Genomic DNA, 21822 nt, shown 5'->3' on the forward strand with positions numbered 1-21822 from the left:
ACAGATGACGACGATGTTCGACACCGTGCTGGTCGCCAACCGCGGCGAGATCGCGGTCCGGGTGATCCGGACCCTGCGGGAGCAGGGCGTGCGCTCGGTCGCGGTCTTCAGCGACGCGGACGCGGACGCCCGGCACGTCCGGGAGGCGGACACGGCGGTACGGATCGGCCCGCCGCCCGCCGCCGAGAGCTACCTGAACGTGCCGGCGCTCCTGGAGGCGGCCCGCCGCACGGGCGCGCAGGCGGTCCACCCGGGGTACGGATTCCTGGCGGAGAACGCCGAGTTCGCGCAGGCGTGCGCGGACGCCGGGCTGGTCTTCATCGGCCCGCCCGCCGCCGCGATCGCGCTCATGGGCGACAAGATCCGGGCCAAGGAGACGGTCGCGGCGTACGGGGTCCCGGTGGTCCCCGGCTCCTCCGGCAGCGGCCTGACCGACGCCCAACTTGAGCAAGCCGCACGGGAGATCGGCACCCCGGTCCTGCTGAAGCCCTCGGCGGGCGGCGGCGGCAAGGGCATGCGCCTGGTCCGCGACGCGGCGGTGCTGGGCGAGGAGATCGCGGCGGCGCGACGGGAGGCCCGCGCCTCCTTCGGCGACGACACCCTGCTCGTCGAGCGGTGGATCGACCGCCCGCGCCACATCGAGATCCAGGTGCTGGCCGACGCCCACGGCAACGTGATCCACCTGGGCGAGCGCGAGTGCTCGCTCCAGCGCCGCCACCAGAAGATCATCGAGGAGGCGCCGTCCGTCCTGCTGGACGAGGCGACCCGGGCGGCGATGGGCGAGGCGGCGGTCCAGGCGGCGCGCAGCTGCGGCTATGTCGGGGCGGGGACGGTGGAGTTCATCGTCCCGGGCAACGACCCGGCCTCGTACTACTTCATGGAGATGAACACCCGCCTCCAGGTCGAGCACCCGGTGACCGAGCTGATCACCGGCCTGGACCTGGTGGAGTGGCAGCTGCGGGTGGCGGCGGGCGAGCAACTCCCGTACGCACAGAAGGACATCAGCCTGACGGGCTGGGCGATCGAGGCGAGGGTCTGCGCCGAGGACCCGTCCCGCGGCTTCCTGCCCTCCGGCGGTACGGTGCTGGCGCTGCGCGAACCGCAGGGCGGCGGGGTGCGGACGGACTCGGGGCTCAGCGAGGGCGTGCCGGTGGGCAGCCTGTACGACCCGATGCTGTCGAAGGTCATCGCGTACGGCCCCGACCGCGCGACGGCGATCCGCAAGCTGCGGGCGGCCCTGGCGGACACGGTGATCCTGGGCGTCCCGACCAACGCGGGCTTCCTGCGCCGCCTGTTGGCGCACCCGGACGTGGTCGCGGGCAACCTGGACACCGGTCTGGTGGAGCGCGAGGCCGAGGGCCTGGTGCCGGACGGCGTCCCGGACGAGGTGTACGCGGCGGCTGCGGCGGTACGCCTCGACGCCCTGGCCCCCCGGCCGGACGCGGGCGGCTGGACGGACCCGTTCTCGGTGCCGAGCGGGTGGCGTACGGGGGGTGTGCGGGCGCCGCTGGCGTTCCCGTTGCGAGTAGCGGGACATGAACCCGTTGCTCAGGGCTCCCCGGTCTCCGCGACGGTCGGGCCCGACCGGGTGACGATCGAACTCGAAGGTACGGTCGCCCACTTCCACCGCTCGGGCGACTGGCTCGGCCGGGACGGCGACACCTGGCACGTCCAGGACCACGACCCGGTGGAGGCGTCCCTGAGCGGGGCGGGCCGGAGCGGGGCGGACACGCTGGCGGCGCCGATGCCCGGCACGGTCACGGTGGTGAAGGTGGCCGTCGGGGACGAGGTCGAGGCGGGTCAGAGCCTGCTCGTGGTGGAGGCGATGAAGATGGAGCACGTGATCTCGGCCCCGCACGCGGGGACGGTGACGGAGCTGGACGTCACGGCGGGCGCGACGGTCGCGATGGACCAGGTCCTGGCGGTCGTGGTTCCGGCGTCGGCGGACGGGGAGGACGCGTGAGCGCGCAAGGACTCCCCATGAAGGTCCCGGCGCCGGGTCTGCCCGCCCGGGTCCGCATCCACGAGGTGGGCGCGCGGGACGGCCTGCAGAACGAGAAGGGGACCGTCCCGACCGAGGTGAAGGCGGAGTTCATCCGCCGCCTGGCGGTGGCGGGCCTGACGACCATCGAGGCGACGAGCTTCGTGCACCCGAAGTGGGTGCCCCAACTGGCCGACGCGGAGCAGCTGTTCCCGCTCCTCGGCGACATCGCCGACGTGGGGGACGTGTCCCTCCCCGTCCTGGTCCCGAACGAACGGGGCCTGGACCGGGCGCTGGCGCTCGGGGCGCGGTCGATCGCGGTGTTCGGCTCGGCGACGGAGACGTTCGCAGCCCGCAACCTGAACCGTACGGTCGACGAGTCGCTGGCGATGTTCGAGCCGGTGGTGGCCCGCGCGAAGGCGGACAAGGTCCAGGTGCGCGGGTACCTGTCGATGTGCTTCGGCGACCCGTGGGAGGGCGCGGTCCCGGTCGCCCAGGTGGTGAAGGTGGCCAAGGCGCTGATGGACCTGGGCTGCGACGAGCTGTCGCTGGGCGACACGATCGGGGTGGCGACGCCGGGCCACGTGGCGGCGCTGCTGACAGCCCTGAACGAGGCGGGCGTTCCCACAGAGGCGATCGGCGTCCACTTCCACGACACGTACGGCCAGGCACTGTCGAACACCCTGGCCGCGCTTCAGCACGGCGTGACGACGGTGGACGCCTCCGCGGGCGGCCTGGGCGGCTGCCCGTACGCGAAGAGCGCCACGGGGAATCTCGCCACCGAGGACCTGGTCTGGATGCTCGAAGGACTGGGCATCGAGACCGGCGTCGACCTGGCCGAACTGACCGCCACCAGCGTCTGGCTGGCCGGACACCTGGGCCGGCCGAGCCCGTCCCGCACGGTCCGCGCCCTGACCCCTCCCTCTTCTTCCGCCTCCCACAAGGAGTGAGCAACCCATGCCTTTGGACCACCGGCTGACCGCCGAACACGAGGAACTGCGCCGCACGGTCGAGGCGTTCGCGCACGATGTGATCGCGCCGAAGATCGGCGACCTGTACGAGCGCCATGAGTTCCCGTACGAGATCGTGCGCGAGATGGGCCGCATGGGCCTGTTCGGGCTGCCGTTCCCGGAGGAGTACGGCGGGATGGGCGGCGACTACCTGGCGCTCGGGATCGCCCTGGAGGAGCTGGCCCGGGTCGACTCCTCGGTGGCGATCACCCTGGAGGCCGGGGTCTCGCTGGGCGCGATGCCGCTGCACCTGTTCGGCACGGAGGAGCAGAAGCGCCAGTGGCTGCCCAAGCTGTGCGCGGGCGAGGCGCTGGGCGCGTTCGGCCTGACCGAGCCGGACGGCGGCTCGGACGCGGGCGGCACGCGGACGACGGCCGTGCTGGACGAGGCGACGAACGAGTGGGTCATCAACGGCTCGAAGTGCTTCATCACCAACTCCGGCACGGACATCACGGAGCTGGTGACGGTCACGGCGGTCACGGGCCGCAAGGAGGACGGCCGCCCGCTGATCTCCGCGATCATCGTCCCCTCGGGCACCCCCGGCTTCACGGTCGCGGCCCCCTACTCCAAGGTCGGCTGGAACGCCTCGGACACCCGCGAGCTGTCCTTCACGGACGTCCGCGTCCCGGCGGCGAACCTCCTGGGCGAACAGGGCCGGGGCTACGCCCAGTTCCTGCGCATCCTGGACGAGGGCCGCATCGCGATCTCGGCCCTCGCCACGGGTCTGGCCCAGGGCTGCGTGGACGAGTCGGTGAAGTACGCGGCCGAGCGCCACGCCTTCGGCAGGCCGATCGGCGCGAACCAGGCCATACAGTTCAAGATCGCCGACATGGAGATGCGCGCCCACATGGCCCGCATCGGCTGGCGCGACGCGGCCTCGCGCCTGGTCGCGGGCGAACCGTTCAAGAAGGAGGCGGCGATCGCGAAGCTGTACTCCTCGACGGTCGCGGTGGACAACGCCCGGGACGCCACACAGATCCACGGCGGGTACGGCTTCATGAACGAGTACCCGGTGGCCCGGATGTGGCGCGACTCGAAGATCCTGGAGATCGGCGAGGGCACGAGCGAGGTCCAGCGGATGCTGATCGCCCGGGAGCTGGGGCTGCCGGGCTGAGCTGCCGGCTCCCGCACTGCCTGCTGCCGCCCCGTCCGCCGTGGATCACTCCACGGCGGACGGGGCGGTCGTGTCGGTGAGGAACGCCCGTCAGACCTCCCGCATCGGGCCCCGTCCGGGCCCGGGGCCCCGCGAATTCACTGTCCGGGAGAGGGGTCCGTGCGGGAGGCTGCATGTGTGATCGAGCGAGAAACCGCCATCCGGACCGTCGAGGCCCAGCTGGAACGCGACTACCTACAGTGGCGGGCCACCGGAGTGGACGCGCTGCGGATGGCCGTGGTCGATGTCGAGGAGCACGAGCTGGTGTGGATCGTCTCCTGGACCTCCGAGGAGTTCGTCCGCACCGGAAACCCGGAGTTCATGCTGGCCGGCAACGGGCCGTACCTGGTCGACCGTGTCGACGGCGGCCTGCACCGGATCGGCGTCGTCTCCGCGCTGACCGGGGAGTGGGAGGCCGACTACCGGGCCCGGATTCGCGGGCTGCCGGTGCGCACGGCGGTGGACGACCTGCACGATGCGCTCTGCGAAGCCGCCGCCGCGCGCGGACGCATGTACGCGGCGCGGGTACTGCGCCGGAGGCTGCCCGTGCTCTCGCCCGCGGAGGCCCTCGCCTACGTCAGCGCGTTGCTGACGGGTGACGCACCCGCGCATCTCGTGGCTGTGGCCACCGGGGAACTCGTGGAGCCTCTCAACCCCGTGCTCGCGGTGGAGACGGTGACGAAGGGCGAGCAGTCGTGATCACGCGAGCGCATGCCGCACGGCAAGGCCGTGCGCTACCGGCAGCGGGCCTCGATCGGGGATGACCGGCTGGTCATCGACATGCTGGTCGGGACCCTTGGCCCGCTCGTGACCGGCGGGCAGCCCACCTTCCGGTGCCGCGCCGTCCTTGGCCGTGACGCACCGGGCGCGCGATGCCCCGGTCACCGGTGTGCCGGCCGGCGGTTGCCGCGCGTGTCGGTCGTCACTGCGCCTGATCGGAACGGTTCGCTGTAGTCGGGCGGGGACGGGCCGGTGCACGGCAGGGTCGACAAGGAAAGGAGGCCACATGATCTCGGCACTCAACCGGCTGACCGACCTCGTGGAGGATCAGCTCGCCGAGGAGTTCGACATCCGCGAACTGGCAGCAGAGCTCGGCACAACCGCGTACCACCTGCGCCGGATGTTCTCCTCGCTGGCGGGCATGCCGCTGTCGGAGTACGTGCGCCGGCGGCGCATGACCGTCGCCGCCGGTGACGTCGTGCGACGCGAGGACGATCTGCTGACTGTCGCCGTCCGGCACGGCTACGGATCGACCGAGGCGTTCGGCCGCGCGTTCCGCGCGGTCCACGGCGCCACCCTCAGCGACGTACGCCGAGACGGAGGCCCCTTGCGTACCCAGCCCAAGCTCAGGTTCCACCTGACCGTCGAAGGGAGCATCCCCATGGACACCCGCCTCGTCGACCACCCCGCGTTCCGCCTGATCGGACACGCGGCCCGCGTCCCGCTCATCCACGAAGGCGTCAACCCGCACATTCAGGAGCACATCGCCGCCTTGCCGCCCACCGAGCACGCCCGGCTCAAGTCCCTCAGCGAGACCGAACCGGCCGGCCTGCTCCAGATCAGCGACGGTCTGGAGCCAGATGCCACGGAAGGAAGCGAGCTGACCTATCTGCACGGCGTGGCCGCCCGCCAGAGCACCCCGGCCCCCGAGGACCTCGATGCCATCGAGGTACCCGCGGGCAAGTGGGCGGTCTTCCGCACCGACGGCCCCCACCCGCAGGCCCTGCAGGCAGCCTGGGCCGCGACCGCCACCGAGTGGTTCCCCTCCAACCCGTGGCGCCTGCGCCCCGGCCCCTCGATTGTCGCGACCCTGGATCGCTCCCAGGACTTCAGCACCGCCACGTGCGAGCTGTGGCTCCCGGTCGAACCGGCCTGACACAGGGGATCGCAACCGGGCCCGGCGCTCCATCGGCGGAGCGCCGGGCCCCACCGGTGCCGGCTGCGATCACGCCGGTACCCATGGCGGAACGAAGGGCACCTGCGCGGGATTCCAACCCGGCGTAAGCCCCGTTCGGGCTGGTCAACGAATCCCGTCGGTCAAAAGACCGGTGCGACGGTGGTCGACAGATGTCTTTCATGGCATACGAGATCATGGGCGCGGACCGATCGGGGAAGACACGGGGGGCAGAGGCATCATGGTGGCTTTCCACGCATCCGCGCTGGAGGGAGTGGCCCGAAATCCGGCGCTGCCGACGCCGCTGCTGCTGCGCATGCTCGCCTTCGGGGCAGACGGTGACCGGCCGCCCCGTGACGTTCTTCACCGGGCCGGACTCCCCGAGTCGGCCGTCGCGCTGATCCTGGCCCACCCGAACCCGGGAGCTCGGATCGATTTCGCCATGAGTGCCAAAGCGGAGCCTGCACAGCGGGCTCGGCTCGCGGACGATCCTTCTCCCAAGGTGCGCGCGGCTCTCGCATGTGGACCCGAGGTGTACGTTCCGCGCGCAGAGATCGCGCCGCTCTCGGATGCCGTGTGCGCCCGTCTGCTCGACGACCCCGATCATTCCGTACGCGCGGCCCTGCTGGAGTCGCCCCATCTGGCGCCACCGTTCGTGGCATCGATGGCCACTCATCACCGTGCGGCAGCACGCCGGGAAGCGGTGCGTGCATGGCAGGCCCTGTCGGCGAGCGAGCAGTCGGCGCTGCTGGCCGACCCCGACCCCGAGGTGCGACGGGTCGCCGGGCTGCAGGAGTGCCGGCGGGACGCCCGCGTGACCGCCGACCTCCTCCGAGACCCGAAGTCCGCCGCCGAGGCGCTGCGCCGCGGGCTCCTTGACCGTGCCGACGCCGAGCGGTGCATCGCCGAGCGGACGCACCTGGCCTACCTCGCCGAGAACCCGTCGCTGCCCGCCGACCTCGTGGACCGGCTTGCCGTGGACCCCGACGAAGCCGTACGGCTCACCGTCTCCCTTCGGCCCGAGCTGGACGAGACGCGGCGCATGGCCATCGACTTCACGGCCGGGGACCGCGACAGGGGCGACGGCGTGTGGTGGGTACGGGTTGGGCTCGCCGACCCCGAGGTAATGCGCCGGGCCGCGACCTCCGCTCACCCGCTGCTCCAGCGCGCCGCCGCCCGAAGCCCCCATCTGCCGCCTGACCTGCTGCGCCTGCTTGCACGCGTCGAGGACCCGGTGGTGGAGAACCTCCTGGGCATTCACCACCCCGATACTCCGGAGGAGGTCCTGATGCGGGTGTTCGCGCGGCTGGGTGGGACGTTCTCCGCCTGGATGGCGGAGACGCACCCTCGATTCCCCCGCGAGGGCCTGGCCGCCCGCTACGCGAACCACCCCGACGGGAACTACCGCCGGCTGGCCGTGCGGGATCCGGCCGCCACGCCGGAGCTGATCGAACGGCTCAGCCACGACCCCGTCGTCTGGACGCGTCAGGCAGCGGCCCGCGACCCGCGCCTCCCGTTCCATCGGCTCCGCGAGGCCCTCCTCGTCCCCGACCTGGCATCCAGCGCGGGTGCCAACCCGGCGCTCCCCGAGGACGAGATGGCCGCCGTCCTGGACCGGGCCGGCGTTCCCGCCTGACCGCCGGGCGGAACCGACTTGCTCGCACCCCGAAGTGAAGGCTCCGATCCATCGACCAGCGGTTGGTATCTGGGTTCACAGGTCAACGGCGGCGGTGCGGAGTGCTGTTGAGCTGGGTCGTCAACTCGCGGTTCGTGGCTCGGGATGCCTAAAAGTCTTCTTCGCGTTCGGAGAGCTGTTCGATGCCTCGGGAGCGCCCTCTCTTCGGCTCACGACCGCGCGGGCTGGTTGGCGATCAGGAGGGTGACGTCGGCGGGGCGGAAGCCCAGGCGGGTGTAGATGCGGGCGACGACGTCCTCCGCGTAGGCGAGGAAGACGGTGTGCACCCCGTGGTCGCGGGCGTGGGTGGCCAGGGCTGCTGTGACGGCGGCGGCGAGGCCCTGGCGGCGGGCCGTGGGCAGCGTGCCGACGCCGCCGATCTCGGTCGCGCCGTTCGCCGGGTGGTAGTGGCCGGCGGCGAGCGGGGTGCCGTCCGGGGCGAGGGCGGCCATGAGTGTCTTGTGCCCGGCGCGGATGGCGGGGCGGGTCGTTGCCACCGTGCCGTTCGCGGCCAGCTCCCCGGCCACCGCAGACAGTTCCGCGCGGCCCGCCACGCCCACTGCGGTGCCCGCATCGGCGAAGGCCAGGCGGGGAAGGGCGAGGGCTGCGGGGAGGGCCGGGTCGTCAGCCGTCAGGGGGCGGATCGTGACGCCGTCCGGCAGGGGAAGCGGGGGCAGCGCCCGGTCCGGGTCGAGGGCCATCAGCGGGCGTTCCTGGACCGGGAGTCCGGCGGCCTCGATCCGGGCGCGCAGCGTCGGCGCCGCTTCGGCGAGCCACTCGAAGGCTTCCGGCACTCCCCGTTCGCGCTGCCGTGCGCGCACCCGGGAGATGTCCGCGGCGGTGACGGCCCCAGAGCCCTCCGCGGTGGGCTGTGCGTGACTCGGGCCGCCGTAGTACGGGGTTCCCGGCTGGTTCCGTACGAACAGTCGCAACGGGCCGAACGCCTCCGCGTCGGCGAACAGCAGGGGCACGGTGGCGTAGTACTGCTCGATACGGGCACGCAGCGACAGGTCGTCGTTCATGCGGTCATCCCATCACGGTGAGGTGGCGCGCCCCATCCGGGGATGCGGCGGGGTCCTCGCCGGGGCGGGCCCCGCCGGCGTTACGGCCGTACCTCCGACGCGACCTCGAACGGTCCCTCGGCGACCGCCACGCACGGGACGACGTCCGATACCGCGCCCGCCGCCAGGCCTGACTCACAGAGCCGGCCGCCGCCCTCGCGCAGGTCGAGGTGGAAGCGGGTCTTCTTGCCGTCCTGCTTGAGGTGGTGGATGCGCTCGTCCGTGTAGCCGAGGCTGTTCAGCGTCTTCCGGACCTTGGCGGGCGTGGGGTCCGCGACCTTCTGCAGCGCCGCGATGACGCGCTGTTCGTGGTGGGCGCTCACACACCAGTCGCGGTCGTCCAACTCCGCCTCGGGCCCAGTGGGGAAGGCGGGCTCGATCGGGTCGGCCGGGGGCGTTTCCCCGGGGGCGATGGTCTCCGGCTCCGCCGTATCGGGCTTGCCCGCGCCGGTGGGTCTCCGCGAGAAGGCGCCGGCCGGGGGTGAACTTGCTGATGGGGCTACGGATTTGTGTCATGCGCCGAGTCTCCGGCGGCCCCACGCGCCCCGCTTGAGTACGCGTACTCATCGCCCACGGGCAATTCAACGGCCGGGGAACGGGGTTACGAGGCTCCCGTCCCGCGGCCTCCTCGATGAGGTCGGTGACCGGCTCCGGCCGCCCGGCCGCTGTGAGGTGATCCACGCCGGGCGGGGCGGACGGTCTCAGCGATGCGGACCGGGGGCTTCAGGACCGGGACGGCTCGTCCTTCATGGGCAAGGGTTCGGGCGCCGAGCAGCCGTGGCGGGCGGCGGAGCGCTCGGCGAACGTCTTCAGAGCGTCCTTCTGGATCTTGGGAGAGGGCGGGCGGAAGGTGTTCTTCTTCCCGTCCCACACCGTTTCCACCGTGTACAGGACGTCACCCTGCGGGCAGTCCGCCGTGGTCCACCACACCCCGCCCCCGCCTCCCACGTCGGTGAGGAATTCCTCCCCGCGAAGGGTGTCCTGCCGGGCTGCCTTCACATACGGCCCGTAGTAGGCGGACAGCCGGAAGAGCCGCGCGCCGGAAGGGTCGGCCAACTGGCAGTCCTCGATCGGGGCGGCATCGTCCGCCGAGGTCTCGTAGGCGGCCGAGTCGATGCCCGCACACGTGCCGGTGGCCTTGCCGGCCTGTCGCAGGACACGTGAGGTGTCCTCGGGGATCTCGGTGATCTTCCCCTTCGATTTCCCCGGTTCCTGACAGCCCCAACGTTCGGCCGCCCGGTCGAGCGTGCCGCTCACCACCCGGGCCAGCCTCGCACGCCCCTCGGGTTCCACGAGAGACTCGTCGCCACTCTTGGGCATGGCGCGCATCAGCACGGTCACCGGACCGCCCTCACCCTTGCCGCAGGGCACGAATCCACTGGCCGTTCCCGGTTGAGCGCCCAACACCACGGGGTGCCCCGTCCCAGCCGGAGTCACCAGGGCGCCACCGTGGTGCTGATCCGCCCGGGACATCGTTCCGAGCAACCTCTCAGAGGTGTCGCCCCGGAATATCTGCGCTCGCAGCGACGACCTGCCGTCGTCGAGGTCGATGACACGGCAATGGGTCGGCGCCGTTCCCTCCCCGCGCAACCGGTCCGTGCCGAGCAGTCCCTTCAGCTCCGAAGTTTCCAGCAGTCCGTCACACGCCGAGGCGAGAGAACGGTCGTCCAGCCACCCGCCCTTCGTCGCGTAGAGAGCCCCACCGCCCACCAGTGCCAGAGCAACAGCTCCTCCGATCACCGCACCGCGCCGCCTGCTGCTCCATCCCACGTCCGGCATGTCCTTTCCCATCCTCCACCGGCAGCCGTGTGTGCGACCCGTTCCTGGTCGAACGACACCGACTTCCCCCTGCTGATCAGCTGATCGGATCAGCTGACCACCCTACGGATGGGGTCTGCGGCCACAGGACCCGCCCCTTCGCCCTCCGTGGTGACGCACCGGAACGAATCGTCACCCTGCTGCAGCCAGGAGCCTCGCCCGGACGAACGGGGCGGACGGGGCGGACGGGGCGGACGGGGCTCCTCAGCGCCAGGCGTGGCGGATCTTCAGCCGCCCGTACCCCATCTCCCCCGAGATGCGGATGCGCGGCGCGTCGGGGCGGGACGGCTGCCGGGGCCGGTAGCGCAGGTCCTTCCACCCGGTCGTCAGGCCCTCGACCTCGACGATCGCGTCCCGCGGCACCGTGACGCCCGCGTTGCCGACGCCGAGTCTCAGCTCGATGTCGACGACCGGGTACGCGATGACCGCCCGGGACAGGCGCTGTTCGGCGTACGCCTCCCGCACCCGGCATACGGCGTTCTCACGGTCGTCTTCGCCCACACGGGTCGAGGCGCTGCGCTGAGGTGAGGTGAGGTCACCGGTTTACATCAGCTCCGCGCCAACCCCCCGCGCATGAAGCGCACATGAGGCCTCAGGAGACCGACGCCTCCTGGCTCTGCCGGGCGTCGTAGTCGCTCCGCGCCTTCGCGATCTCCTGCTGGTGGCTCTCGGTCCAGTCGACGAGCGACCTGATCGTGGTGTGCAGGGTCGCGCCCAGCTCCGTCAGCTCGTACTCCACCCGGGGCGGGACGACGGGGTACACCGTGCGCCGCACCAGACCGTCGCGTTCGAGCTGGCGGAGGGTCACCGTCAGCATGCGCTGGCTGATGCCCTCGATGAGCCGGCGCAGTTCGGAGAAGCGCAGGGTGCGGCGTTCCAGGTGGGCGATGGCGAGGAGCGACCACTTGTCGGCGACCCGGTCGAGGATCTGCCGCACCTCGCAGCCCTCGCGGACGTCCCACTGGCTGATGTCGTAGTCCGGACCGGCGCCGGTGTCCGTACCGGTATCGGCGCAGTGACTCGGTGACTTCGAAGTGCCTTCTTCCATACCGCCCCACGGTGCCGCAAGCTTCGAGTGGTTACAAGAGGGAACCGACCGCCGGTTCGGTAACTCGCTTTCCTTCCGCGCTGTTTGAGGCCTCTGCACGCGAAACCCTGCTCTGCTCCGCCGCTGTCGCGGTGGCTCGTCATGCCCGTTTCGTCCGCCCCTTCACCCGCGTATTCGTCCGTACATTCGTCCGTGCACAAGGAGATCTCCCGTGTCCTCAACACCGTCCCCGTCGAGACCGAGCAGTGACCGCATGACCGGGCGCGCCTGGGGCGTGCTCTTCGTCCTGTGCGGCGCGATCTTCCTCGAAGGCATCGATGTGGCGATGCTGAACGTGGCCCTGCCCGCGATCCGCGACGATCTGGATCTGTCCACCGGCACCCTCCAGTGGGTGATGAGCGCGTACGTCCTGGGCTACGGCGGATTCATGCTCCTGGGCGGCCGGGCGGCCGATCTCTTCGGCCGTCGCCGGATGTTCGTCCTCTGGCTCGTGGTGTTCCTGCTCTTCTCCGGGCTGGGCGGACTGGCCACCGAGGGCTGGATGCTGATCGTCGCGCGCTTCGTGACGGGGGTCGCCGCGGCCTTCATGACCCCGGCCGGTCTCTCGATCATCACCACGGGTTTCCCGGAGGGGCCGCAGCGCGACAAGGCCCTGCTCGTCTACGCGGGCACCGCCGCCGGGGGCTTCTCGATCGGCCTGGTCGTCGGCGGACTGCTCTCCGCGATCGACTGGCGCTGGGTGTTCTTCGCTCCGGTCATCCTCTCGCTGGGCATCCTGCTGGCCGCGCTCGCGCTCATCCCCGCCTCGCCCCGCCCGGACCGCACCGGACAGGGCGTCGACCTGGCCGGAGCGGTCACCGTCACGGCCGGGATCCTGCTGCTCGTCTTCGGCGTCGAGCGGGCCACGCACGTCCCGGCCGCCTGGACCGTCGGCACGGTCGGCACGGCGCTGCTCCTCTTCCTCGCGTTCGCCGTCATCGAGCGCGCCTCGTCCTCGCCGCTGGTGCGCCCGGGCATCTTCCGCAGCGGGTCGCTGGTCCGCGCCAATGTGGCGGGGCTGCTGTTCGCGGCCGGGTTCTTCGGCTTCCAGTTCATCGTCGTGCTCTATCTCCAGGAGCTGCGCGGCTGGTCGTCCCTGCAGACCAGCTTCGCGCTGATCGTCATCGGTGTGGACGCGGTGCTCTCGCCGCTCCTGACCCCGAAGCTGGTCGCCCGGTTCGGCCATGCCCGGGTCATCTTCGGCGGGCTGCTCGTCGCGTCGCTCTCGTACGCCCTGTTCCTGCCGCTCGGCGCGGACTGGACGTATGCGGCGATGTTCCCGGGCCTGCTCCTGCTGGGTGTCGCCTTCTCCCTGGTCTACGGGCCGCTGACCATCGTGGCCACCGACGGCGTCGCCGAGGAGGAGCAGGGGGTGGCCGGCGGACTGCTGTACACGTCCTTCCAGTTCGGTGCCGCGCTGGGGCTGTCCGCCGTGACCGCCGTCAACATCACCGCGACGGACGGGGCGTCATCGGCGGCCCTCCTCGACGGGTACCGGGCGGCCCTGGTCGTCCCGTTGGCCGCCGCCCTGATCGCCGCCGCCGTCAGCGCGTCCGGGCTCCGGACCCGGCGGGCGCGGGCGGACAGCGCCCCCGCCGGAGGGCACCGGGCCGGGCCGGAGAGGAGCGACGCGCCGGGCGGGGTCGAGCAGCCCGCCGGGCTCGGGTCCTGATCGCGCGCACGGGAGCGGGGGCACGGTCGCCGGGACAACCGGCGGGCCGTGCCCCCGTCGCGTACGGCGTACGGCAGGCGGCGGTCGACCTGCGACCGGCGTCTGTTGCCTGCCGTCTGCCGTCTGCCGTCTGCCGCCCCCCGCCACGAATTCCGGTCGACGCCTCCCCTACCCGTCCGGCAGAGTCCCGTCATGGACCTCCGACACTGGCCCCTCTACGGGCTTCGCCTCCGCTCGCCGCGCCTCGAACTGCGTCTCCCCGGGCCCGGACTCCTCGACGAGCTGGCCTCCGTGGCGGCGAACGGGGTGCATGATCCGGACCGGATGCCGTTCAGCGTGGCGTGGACCGACGGGAAGCCCGACGAGGTGGCGCGGGCGGTGTTCCAGCATCTGCTGGGGACCGTCGCCGGCTGGTCCGTGCGGGACTGGACGCTCAGCCTGGCCGTGCTCCACGAGGGCGAGGTCGTCGGGCGGCAGGACCTCATGGGGCGCGACTTCGGGGTGCGGCGGGAGGCGGAGACCGGGTCGTGGCTCGGGCTCCCGCACCAGGGCCGGGGCTTCGGTACGGAGATGCGCGCCGCCGCCCTCCACCTCGCGTTCGCCGGGCTCGGCGCGCGGTACGCCGTCTCCGCGGCCATGACCGACAACCCCCGTTCGCTCGGGGTCTCGCGGCGGCTCGGATATGTGGACGACGGCCTGGACACGGGTGTCGTGCGCGGGGCCCCGGTCACGCTGCGGCGGCTGCGTCTGGACCGGGCCCGGTGGGAGGCGCACCGGAGCGTGGACGTGACCGTGGAGGGGCTCGACGCCTGCCGGGCGGAGTTCGGGGTGTGAGCCGGCGACTCCCGGGAATGCCGCACCACCCCTCTTTCAAGCAAGGGTAGGCTAACCTTCCTTCGGATCGCCCCCGCCGGAAGCCGGGCCCGTCCGCCCGACGCTCCGGCCCGTCCCGGAGAAGCTCCCGTTGACGTCGACGACTGCCGCCACACCCGAGGTCGCCCCGTTCCGGCTCTTCGATCTGACCGTCGTACGGACCAGGCGGCTCAGCCCGTCCATTCTCCGGATCACGCTCGGCGGGCCGGGGTCCGAGGGCTTCCGCGGTGGCGGTCGCGACCAGAGCGTGACCCTCCTCCTTCCCCGTCCGGGGCGGCGTCAAGCGGTGATCCCGGCGGGCGGGGCCGGGACCTGGTACGAGCGATGGCGGGCGCTGCCCGGGGACGAGCGCGCCGTGCTGCGTTCCTATGCCGTGCGGGCCCAGCGGTCGCGGCCCGACGGCTCCACCGAGATCGACCTCGACTTCGTGCTGCACGGTGACGGCGGCCCCGCCTCCCGCTGGGCGCGGGCGGCGGCCCCCGGCGACCGGCTCACGGTGGCGGGTCCCGCCGGGCCGGACAACACCGCGGTACGTTTCCGGCCGCCGGCCGACACCGACTGGGTGCTGATCCGGGCCGACGAGACCGCCCTGCCCGCCGCGGCCGCCGTTCTGGAGTGGCTGCCCGCCGGACTGGCGGCCCGGGTCTGGCTGGAGGTCCCGCGCACCGAGGACCGGCAGGCGCTGAACACCGCGGCGAAGGCTCGGATCCGCTGGCTCGTCCGGGGCGAGGGGGCCGCCTGCGGCGTGGAGGCCGTCCGCACCGCCGAGCTGCCCGGGGGCACGCCGTACGCGTGGGTCGCGGGCGAGGCGTCCGGGGTGCGGGCGCTGCGCCACCACCTCGTCCGGGAGCGCGGGTTCGCCCCGGAGCGGGTGACGTCCACCACGTACTGGACGCGCGGATGCGGCGGGGAGCAGGCGCTCGCGGCGGAATCGGCGGCCGCGACCGCCGGAAGCGGCACGGCAGACCGCCGCAAAGCGGAGCGGGTGGACCAAGCGGCCCGATAGGGGCGGCAAAGCGGACAACCCGCGCGCCCGCGAGGACCGAGTGGAATGATCGACTCCGAGTTAGGTTAGGCTCACCTTACTTCGAGATCGCGCCCTCGTACCCTCTTCCTGCCCGGAGGGACGCGATGAAGTTCCCCTCACCGGGAGGACCCCTTCATGCGTGCGCACCTGCTCAACAACACGACCGCGGAGCACTATCGGAGCACCGTCTCCGCGGGCGTGGAACGGGTCGCGGCCACCCTCGCCGCCACCGAGCGCCCCTTCAGCGGGATCGGTGTCGACGAGCTCTCCCCCGTCGTCGACGCGATCGACCTCGACCGGCCGCTGGGCGACGCCGCCGCCGCCCTCGACGAACTCGGCGAGGTCTATCTCCGCGACGCCGTCTACTTCCACCACCCCCGCTACCTCGGCCACCTCAACTGCCCGGTCGTCATACCCGCGGTGCTCGGCGAGGCCGTGCTGTCGGCGGTCAACTCCTCCCTGGACACCTGGGACCAGAGCGCCGGCGGCACCCTCATCGAACGCCGCCTGATCGACTGGACCACCGAGCGGATCGGGCTCGGCCCGGCCGCCGACGGGATCTTCACCAGCGGCGGCACGCAGTCCAACCTCCAGGCCCTGTTGCTGGCGCGGGAGGAGGCGAAGGTCCGGCCGGAGCACTTCACCCGGCTGCGGATCTTCACCTCCGAGTGCAGCCACTTCAGCGTGCAGAAGTCCGCCAAACTCCTCGGGCTCGGCGCGGACGCCGTGATCTCCGTCCCCGTGGACCGCGACAAGCGCATGCAGACCGTGGCGCTCGCCCGTGCGCTGGAACAGTGCGTCGCCGAGGGCGCCGTCCCGATGGCCGTCGTCGCCACGGCCGGCACCACGGACTTCGGGTCCATCGACCCGCTGCCCGAGATCGCCGCGCTCTGCGAGCAGTTCGCCACCTGGATGCACGTGGACGCCGCGTACGGCTGCGGGCTGCTGGCCTCCCGTGAGCGGCGCGGGCTGCTCGAAGGCATCGCGCACGCCGACTCGGTGACCGTGGACTACCACAAGTCCTTCTTCCAGCCCGTGAGTTCGTCGGCGGTCCTGGTCCGTGACCGGGCGACCCTGCGCCACGCGACGTACCACGCGGAGTATCTGAACCCGCGCCGGATGGCCGAGGAGCGGATACCCAACCAGGTCGACAAGTCCCTCCAGACGACCCGCCGGTTCGACGCGCTCAAGCTGTGGATGACGCTGCGCGTCATGGGCGCCGACGGCATCGGCGAGCTGTTCGACGAGGTCTGCGACCTGGCCGCCGAGGGGTGGAAGCTGCTCGCCGCCGACCCGCGCTTCGACGTGGTGGTCCAGCCGCAGCTCTCCACGCTCGTCTTCCGCTACATCCCGTCCGGCGTCACGCCCCCGGAGGAGATCGACCGGGCCAACCTCCATGCCCGCAAGGCGCTGTTCGCCTCCGGAGAGGCGATCGTCGCGGGCACCAAGGCGGGCGACCGCCAGTACCTGAAGTTCACCCTGCTCAACCCCGAAACGACCGTGCACGACATGGCCACGGTCCTCGACCTGATCTCCGGCCACGCCGAGAAGTACCTGGGAGACTCCCTTGACCGCGCTTCCTGACCCCCACGACTTCATCGGGATCGGCCTCGGCCCGTTCAACCTCGGTCTCGCCTGCCTCACGGAGCCGATCGACGAACTGAACGGCGTCTTCCTGGAGTCCAAGCCGGACTTCGAGTGGCACGCCGGGATGTTCCTCGAAGGCGCCCATCTCCAGACGCCGTTCATGTCGGACCTGGTCACCATGGCCGACCCGACCTCGCCGTACTCCTTCCTCAACTATCTGAAAGAACGCGGCAGGCTCTACTCGTTCTACATCCGGGAGAACTTCTACCCGCTGCGGACCGAGTACAACGACTACTGCCGCTGGGCCGCCGGGAGACTGAGCAGCATCCGGTTCGACGAGACCGTGGAGACGGTGACGTACGACGAGGGCACCCAGCTCTACACCGTGCGCACCGTGTCCGGCGAGGAGTTCCGGTCCCGGCACCTCGTCCTCGGGACCGGCACGCCGCCCCACATACCCGAGGCCTGCCAGGGACTCGGCGGGGACTTCATCCACAACTCCCGTTACCTGGAAGGGAAAGCCGAGCTCCAGAAGAAGAAGTCGATCACCCTGGTCGGCAGCGGGCAGAGCGCGGCGGAGATCTACTACGACCTGCTCTCCGAGATCGACACGTACGGCTACCGGCTCAACTGGGTCACCCGCTCCCCGCGGTTCTTCCCGCTGGAGTACACCAAGCTGACGCTGGAGATGACCTCCCCGGAGTACATCGACTACTTCCACGCGCTGCCCGAGGAGACCCGCTACCGGCTGGAGACCGGGCAGAAGGGGCTGTTCAAGGGCATCGACGGGGAGCTGATCGACGCGATCTTCGATCTGCTCTACCAGAAGAACCTGCCGGGCCCCGTGCCGACCAGGCTGCTCACCAACTCCGCCCTCGTCAGCGCGCGCCACGACGAGGAGGGCGGCGCGTACAGCCTGGGGCTGCGCCAGGAGGAGCAGGGCAAGGAGTACGAGCTCACCACCGAGGGGCTGATCCTCGCGACCGGCTACCGGTACGAGGCTCCCGCCTTCCTGGACCCGGTCCGGCACCGGCTGCGCCACGACAGCCGGGGGCGTTTCGACGTCGCCCGCAACTACAGCATCGACACCACCGGGCGCGGGGTCTTCCTCCAGAACGCCTCGGTGCACACCCACTCGATCACCTCGCCCGACCTCGGCATGGGCGCCTACCGCAACGCCTACATCATCGGCGAGCTGCTCGGCCGTGAGGTCTACCCGGTCGAGAAGTCCATCGCCTTCCAGGAGTTCGCCGTATGACCCGCCCCGGCAAACAGCAGTCCCGTTCCATCGGCACGTTCACCGTCCGGCCGCTGGACCCCGCCGCCGACGCCGAGCTGGTGCACGGCTGGGTGACCCACCCCAAGGCCGCGTTCTGGCTGATGGGGGATGCCGAACTCGCCGATGTGGAGCGGGAGTACCGGTCCATCGCCGCCCATCCGCACCACGACGCGTTCATCGGGCTGCACGACGGCGAACCCGCCTTCCTGATCGAGCGGTACGACCCCACCGAGGTCGAGCTGAAGGGACTGTACGAGGCGGAGCCCGGCGATGTCGGGATGCACTTCCTGGTCGCCCCCACCGACACCCCGGTGCACGGCTTCACCCGGGCCGTGATCACCGCCGTGATGGATTTCCTCTTCGACGACCCGTCGGTGCGCCGGGTCGTCGTCGAGCCCGACGTGACCAACAGCGCCGTCCAGGCCCTCAACAAGGCCGTCGGGTTCGAGGTGCTCCGCGAGATCGCCAAACCGGAGAAGGACGCTCTGCTCAGCGCCTGCACGCGTGAGCAGTTCGAAGCAGCAACCGGAGGTAACGACCGATGACGACCGCCCTCACCGACAGCGTCGCCCACCTCTCCCCGGGGCGCTGGGCCACCGCAAACCGACTGCTGGTCCGCAAAGCACTGGCGGAATTCAGCCACGAGCGGCTACTGGCGCCCACGCCGCTCGGCGACGACCGCTTCACCGTCCGTAGCGACGACGCCTCCACCGAGTACCGTTTCACCGCGCGCGTCTTCGCCCTGGACCACTGGCAGGTCACGGCCGAGACGATCACCCGGCACCGGCACGGCTCCGAACTCCCGCTGGACGCAGTGGAGTTCTTCATCGAGCTGCGGCACACTCTGGGGATCTCCGAGGAGATCCTGCCGGTCTACCTGGAGGAGATCTCCTCCACGCTGGCCGGAACCGCCTACAAACTCACCAAGGAACCGGCCACCTCCGGCCAGCTCGTCGCCGCCGGCTTCCAGGCCGTCGAGACCGGGATGACCGAGGGCCACCCCTGCTTCGTCGCCAACAACGGGCGGCTCGGCTTCGGCGTCGACGAGTACCGGGCGTACGCCCCCGAGGCGGCGTCCCCGATCCGGCTGGTGTGGCTGGCCGCCCGCCGGGAGCGGGCCACCTTCACGGCGGGCGCCGGGCTCGACTACGACGCGCTGGTCAAGGACGAGCTGAGCGAGGCGACCCGGGAGCGGTTCGCCGGCGCGCTGCGCGGGCTCGGCCTCGACCCGGACGACTACTTCCTGCTGCCCGTCCACCCCTGGCAGTGGTGGAACAAGCTCGCGGTCACCTTCGCCGGGGAGCTGGCCGAACGGCATCTGGTGGTGCTCGGGGAGGGCGAGGACGGCTATCTCGCCCAGCAGTCGATCCGTACCTTCTTCAACACCGACCACCCCGAGAAGCACTACGTCAAAACGGCGCTCTCGGTCCTCAACATGGGCTTCATGCGCGGGCTCTCGGCCGCGTACATGGAGGCGACGCCCGCGATCAACGACTGGCTGGCCGGTCTGATCGAGCGGGACGACCTGCTGCGCGGGGCCCGGTTCTCGATCATCCGGGAGCGGGCCGCGATCGGCTACCACCACCGCAGTTACGAGGCGGCCACCGCCAAGGGCTCCCCGTACCGGAAGATGCTCGCCGCCCTGTGGCGCGAGAGCCCGGTGCCGGGCCTCCAGCCGGGCGAGCGGGTCGCGACGATGGCCTCGCTGCTCCACACCGACCACGAGGGCACCTCGGTGGCCGGTGTGCTGATCGCCGAGTCGGGCCTGGACCCGCAGGTGTGGTTGCGGCACTACCTGGACGCCTATCTGGTGCCGGTGCTGCACAGCTTCTACGCCTACGACCTGGTCTACATGCCGCACGGCGAGAACGTGATCCTGGTCGTGGAGGACGGGGTCGTCACCCGCACGATCTTCAAGGACATCGCCGAGGAGATCGCGGTGATGGACCCGGACGCGGTGCTGCCGCCGAAGGTCGACCGGATCCGGGCCGAGGTACCCGAGGACATGAAGCTGCTGTCGGTCTTCACCGACGTCTTCGACTGCTTCTTCCGCTTCCTGGGCGCGGGCCTGGCCACCGAGGGCATCCTCGACGAGGAGACCTTCTGGCGGACGGTCGCCGCCTGTGTGCGGGACTACCAGGAGTCGGTGCCGTATCTCGCGGAGAAGTTCGCCCAGTACGACCTCTTCGAGGCGGAGTTCGCGCTCTCCTGCCTCAACCGCCTCCAGCTGCGCGACAACCAGCAGATGGTCGATCTCAACGACCCCGCCGGCGCGCTGCAGTTGGTGGGTCGCCTCAAGAACCCGATCGCCGGTTTCTGAGCCCGGCCGCCGCGCGCGGCGGCCCCAGGTAGGTGAGCGCCCGAGGACGGTCCCTCGGGCGCTCGCCCCGTTTCCGGGGCAGCAGGCTGGCAGAATCGGAGCCATGGCAGAAATCATCCAGCGGGACGGAACGTGGACGTTCGACGGGGACACCGTGCGCATCGTGCCGGGCGGAAAGGCGCATCCGGTCCGGCAGGAGCTGGGTGAGATCGCCGTCCCCCTGGAGGCGGTGGCGGGCGTCTCGTTCGAACCGGACCGCAAGGGCGGCCGGCTGCGGCTGCGGCTGCGCGGCGGCGCCTGCCCGGTCCTGCGGGCCGCCGACGGCCGGCTCAAGGACGGCGCCGACCCCTATGTGCTGACCGTCGAGAAGGACCGCACGGGGGTCGCGGAGTACTTCGTCGACGAGGTCCGCAACGCGCTGCTGATCGAGCAGGTGCCGGACACCCCGGTGGACCGCTTCCTGCTGCCGGGGCCGACGCTGCCGGTCTCCGGCGGGGGCGGCGACGGCACGGCGTCCTTCGACGGCGAGAGCGTCCGGCTGACCTGGAACTGGAAGGCCGAGGAGTCCAAGACCGCCGGGGGCGCGTCCACCTTCCCGCTGTCACGGATCGCGGCGGTGCGGTGGCTGCCGGCGATCGGCCTGGAGAACGGCTTTCTGCGCTTCGAGCCGGTGGAGGGGCCCGTCTCCGCGCCGCCGAAGTACGACCCGTACGCCCTGGACCTGTGGGGGATGTCGAAGAAGGAGCACACGGCGGTGCTGGTCGCGGCGGCCGTGCTGATGCGGCTTCCCGGGGCCCGTGCGGCCCTGGACGCCCCGCAGGGGCCCCAGCCCCTCGCCAAGGCGGCCGAGCCCGCCGCAGCGCCCGCGGGCGATCACGACGCGCTGCTGCGGCGGCTGCGGGAGCTGGGCGAGCTGCACAAGGCCGGGGTCCTCACCGATGAGGAGTTCAGCACCGCGAAGCAGGCCGTTCTGCGCAGCATGTGACGCGATCGGGCGAGGTTTCCCACACCCCCTGCCCGATATCGGGCAGATTTCTTGCGTAAGCGCGCCTCGGCACGCAATATCGACGGGTGCTTGAACGCCGCTCGTCGCACGACGACCTCATCGATCACCTCGTACGCTCCACCGCGCTCCAGCGCGGTGAAGCGGCCCGGGTGATCCTCGACGTGCTGGCGTACTTCGACGAGAGCACCGACGACTTCGTCCGGCGCCGCCACCGCGAACTGCAGTCCGGCGGCCTGGTCAACACGGAGATCTTCGAGCGGATCGCGGCCGAGCTGCCGCACCGCGCCGTGGCGCCGCCGGAGCTCTCGCTCCGCCAGCTGCGCCGCATCGTCTACGGCTGAGCGGGCCGGGCGCCCGTGTGCGGGGCCGCCACCACGCA

At 71.4% G+C, this 21822-nt stretch carries 20 protein-coding genes; 15 read left to right on the top strand and 5 right to left on the bottom strand.

The annotated features are described in order from the left end of the window. Positions 1 to 4 precede the first annotated feature (4 nt). From IE140_RS27985 to IE140_RS28010, 6 genes are all read left to right on the top strand, one after another. On the top strand, positions 5 to 1963 hold the full coding sequence (locus IE140_RS27985) for an acetyl-CoA carboxylase biotin carboxylase subunit (protein ID WP_150193076.1): 1959 nt from the start codon (positions 5 to 7) through the stop codon (positions 1961 to 1963). Between the two features lie 17 nt (positions 1964 to 1980). Further along, positions 1981 to 2931: a hydroxymethylglutaryl-CoA lyase gene (locus tag IE140_RS27990; RefSeq protein ID WP_109178627.1), complete on the top strand. Its 951-nt coding sequence runs from the start codon at positions 1981 to 1983 to the stop codon at positions 2929 to 2931. 7 nt (positions 2932 to 2938) lie between these two features. Next, a complete protein-coding gene (locus tag IE140_RS27995; RefSeq protein ID WP_032764882.1) occupies positions 2939 to 4105 on the top strand; it encodes an acyl-CoA dehydrogenase family protein in 1167 nt (388 codons plus the stop codon). Between the two features lie 177 nt (positions 4106 to 4282). Then, positions 4283 to 4843, top strand: coding sequence for a YrhB family protein (locus IE140_RS28000; protein ID WP_150193075.1), 561 nt, complete (start codon positions 4283 to 4285; stop codon positions 4841 to 4843). A gap of 307 nt (positions 4844 to 5150) precedes the next feature. Continuing rightward, a complete protein-coding gene (locus IE140_RS28005; RefSeq protein WP_150193074.1) occupies positions 5151 to 6020 on the top strand; it encodes an AraC family transcriptional regulator in 870 nt (289 codons plus the stop codon). A gap of 259 nt (positions 6021 to 6279) precedes the next feature. Further along, positions 6280 to 7674: a Mucin-2 gene (locus tag IE140_RS28010; protein WP_150193073.1), complete on the top strand. Its 1395-nt coding sequence runs from the start codon at positions 6280 to 6282 to the stop codon at positions 7672 to 7674. Between the two features lie 209 nt (positions 7675 to 7883). Here IE140_RS28010 and IE140_RS28015 read toward each other — a convergent pair whose 3' ends face one another. The 5 genes from IE140_RS28015 to IE140_RS28035 all read right to left on the bottom strand — a co-directional run bounded on the left by IE140_RS28015 (position 7884) and on the right by IE140_RS28035 (position 11640). Then, positions 7884 to 8735 carry a GNAT family N-acetyltransferase gene (locus IE140_RS28015; protein WP_150193072.1) on the bottom strand — a complete coding sequence of 284 codons (852 nt, stop codon included), beginning with the start codon at positions 8733 to 8735 and terminating at the stop codon, positions 7884 to 7886. Positions 8736 to 8815: 80 nt separating this feature from the next. Then, positions 8816 to 9118 carry a hypothetical protein gene (locus tag IE140_RS28020; RefSeq protein WP_150193071.1) on the bottom strand — a complete coding sequence of 101 codons (303 nt, stop codon included), beginning with the start codon at positions 9116 to 9118 and terminating at the stop codon, positions 8816 to 8818. Between the two features lie 379 nt (positions 9119 to 9497). After that, the gene (locus IE140_RS28025) at positions 9498 to 10145 is read right to left on the bottom strand and encodes a hypothetical protein (protein ID WP_150193070.1); all 648 of its coding nucleotides are present in this window, start codon (positions 10143 to 10145) and stop codon (positions 9498 to 9500) included. Between the two features lie 651 nt (positions 10146 to 10796). Then, positions 10797 to 11093: a hypothetical protein gene (locus IE140_RS28030; protein ID WP_150193069.1), complete on the bottom strand. Its 297-nt coding sequence runs from the start codon at positions 11091 to 11093 to the stop codon at positions 10797 to 10799. 91 nt (positions 11094 to 11184) lie between these two features. Continuing rightward, positions 11185 to 11640: a winged helix-turn-helix transcriptional regulator gene (locus IE140_RS28035; RefSeq protein WP_093444788.1), complete on the bottom strand. Its 456-nt coding sequence runs from the start codon at positions 11638 to 11640 to the stop codon at positions 11185 to 11187. A 253-nt stretch (positions 11641 to 11893) separates the two neighbouring features. Between IE140_RS28035 and IE140_RS28040 the strand changes: the two genes are divergently transcribed. The 9 genes from IE140_RS28040 (at position 11894) to IE140_RS28080 (ending at position 21784) form a co-directional block, all read left to right on the top strand. Beyond that, positions 11894 to 13351, top strand: coding sequence for an MFS transporter (locus IE140_RS28040; protein ID WP_150193068.1), 1458 nt, complete (start codon positions 11894 to 11896; stop codon positions 13349 to 13351). A 192-nt stretch (positions 13352 to 13543) separates the two neighbouring features. After that, entirely contained in the window at positions 13544 to 14185 is a 642-nt protein-coding gene (locus IE140_RS28045; protein ID WP_150193067.1) for a GNAT family N-acetyltransferase, read from the top strand. 130 nt (positions 14186 to 14315) lie between these two features. After that, positions 14316 to 15230 carry a siderophore-interacting protein gene (locus tag IE140_RS28050; protein ID WP_150193066.1) on the top strand — a complete coding sequence of 305 codons (915 nt, stop codon included), beginning with the start codon at positions 14316 to 14318 and terminating at the stop codon, positions 15228 to 15230. 156 nt (positions 15231 to 15386) lie between these two features. Continuing rightward, positions 15387 to 16835: a pyridoxal phosphate-dependent decarboxylase family protein gene (locus IE140_RS28055; RefSeq protein WP_150193065.1), complete on the top strand. Its 1449-nt coding sequence runs from the start codon at positions 15387 to 15389 to the stop codon at positions 16833 to 16835. Continuing rightward, positions 16819 to 18096, top strand: coding sequence for a lysine N(6)-hydroxylase/L-ornithine N(5)-oxygenase family protein (locus IE140_RS28060; protein WP_150193064.1), 1278 nt, complete (start codon positions 16819 to 16821; stop codon positions 18094 to 18096). The genes IE140_RS28055 and IE140_RS28060 overlap by 17 nt, the downstream gene beginning before the upstream one ends. Next, positions 18093 to 18662: a GNAT family N-acetyltransferase gene (locus IE140_RS28065; RefSeq protein ID WP_150193063.1), complete on the top strand. Its 570-nt coding sequence runs from the start codon at positions 18093 to 18095 to the stop codon at positions 18660 to 18662. Before IE140_RS28060 ends, IE140_RS28065 begins: the two co-directional genes overlap by 4 nt. Next, on the top strand, positions 18659 to 20437 hold the full coding sequence (locus IE140_RS28070) for an IucA/IucC family protein (RefSeq protein WP_150193062.1): 1779 nt from the start codon (positions 18659 to 18661) through the stop codon (positions 20435 to 20437). The genes IE140_RS28065 and IE140_RS28070 overlap by 4 nt, the downstream gene beginning before the upstream one ends. A gap of 103 nt (positions 20438 to 20540) precedes the next feature. Beyond that, on the top strand, positions 20541 to 21422 hold the full coding sequence (locus IE140_RS28075) for a DUF4429 domain-containing protein (protein WP_093444780.1): 882 nt from the start codon (positions 20541 to 20543) through the stop codon (positions 21420 to 21422). An 86-nt stretch (positions 21423 to 21508) separates the two neighbouring features. Continuing rightward, complete coding sequence (locus IE140_RS28080) at positions 21509 to 21784, top strand: hypothetical protein (protein ID WP_003968990.1); 276 nt, start codon at positions 21509 to 21511, stop codon at positions 21782 to 21784. Positions 21785 to 21822: the final 38 nt, after the last annotated feature.

This window comes from Streptomyces parvus (genome assembly GCF_014648875.1).
Lineage (GTDB): Bacteria > Actinomycetota > Actinomycetes > Streptomycetales > Streptomycetaceae > Streptomyces > Streptomyces parvus.

Excerpts from the sequence above, each read along its gene's own strand:
- IE140_RS27985 (WP_150193076.1), top strand. The coding sequence starts at position 5 with ATGACGACGATGTTCGACACCGTGCTGGTCGCCAACCGCGGCGAGATC.
- IE140_RS27990 (WP_109178627.1), top strand. The coding sequence starts at position 1,981 with ATGAAGGTCCCGGCGCCGGGTCTGCCCGCCCGGGTCCGCATCCACGAG.
- IE140_RS27995 (WP_032764882.1), top strand. The coding sequence starts at position 2,939 with ATGCCTTTGGACCACCGGCTGACCGCCGAACACGAGGAACTGCGCCGC.
- IE140_RS28005 (WP_150193074.1), top strand. The coding sequence starts at position 5,151 with ATGATCTCGGCACTCAACCGGCTGACCGACCTCGTGGAGGATCAGCTC.
- IE140_RS28010 (WP_150193073.1), top strand. The coding sequence starts at position 6,280 with ATGGTGGCTTTCCACGCATCCGCGCTGGAGGGAGTGGCCCGAAATCCG.
- IE140_RS28015 (WP_150193072.1), bottom strand. The coding sequence starts at position 8,735 with ATGAACGACGACCTGTCGCTGCGTGCCCGTATCGAGCAGTACTACGCC.
- IE140_RS28035 (WP_093444788.1), bottom strand. The coding sequence starts at position 11,640 with ATGGAAGAAGGCACTTCGAAGTCACCGAGTCACTGCGCCGATACCGGT.
- IE140_RS28040 (WP_150193068.1), top strand. The coding sequence starts at position 11,894 with ATGACCGGGCGCGCCTGGGGCGTGCTCTTCGTCCTGTGCGGCGCGATC.
- IE140_RS28045 (WP_150193067.1), top strand. The coding sequence starts at position 13,544 with ATGGACCTCCGACACTGGCCCCTCTACGGGCTTCGCCTCCGCTCGCCG.
- IE140_RS28055 (WP_150193065.1), top strand. The coding sequence starts at position 15,387 with ATGCGTGCGCACCTGCTCAACAACACGACCGCGGAGCACTATCGGAGC.
- IE140_RS28065 (WP_150193063.1), top strand. The coding sequence starts at position 18,093 with ATGACCCGCCCCGGCAAACAGCAGTCCCGTTCCATCGGCACGTTCACC.
- IE140_RS28070 (WP_150193062.1), top strand. The coding sequence starts at position 18,659 with ATGACGACCGCCCTCACCGACAGCGTCGCCCACCTCTCCCCGGGGCGC.
- IE140_RS28075 (WP_093444780.1), top strand. The coding sequence starts at position 20,541 with ATGGCAGAAATCATCCAGCGGGACGGAACGTGGACGTTCGACGGGGAC.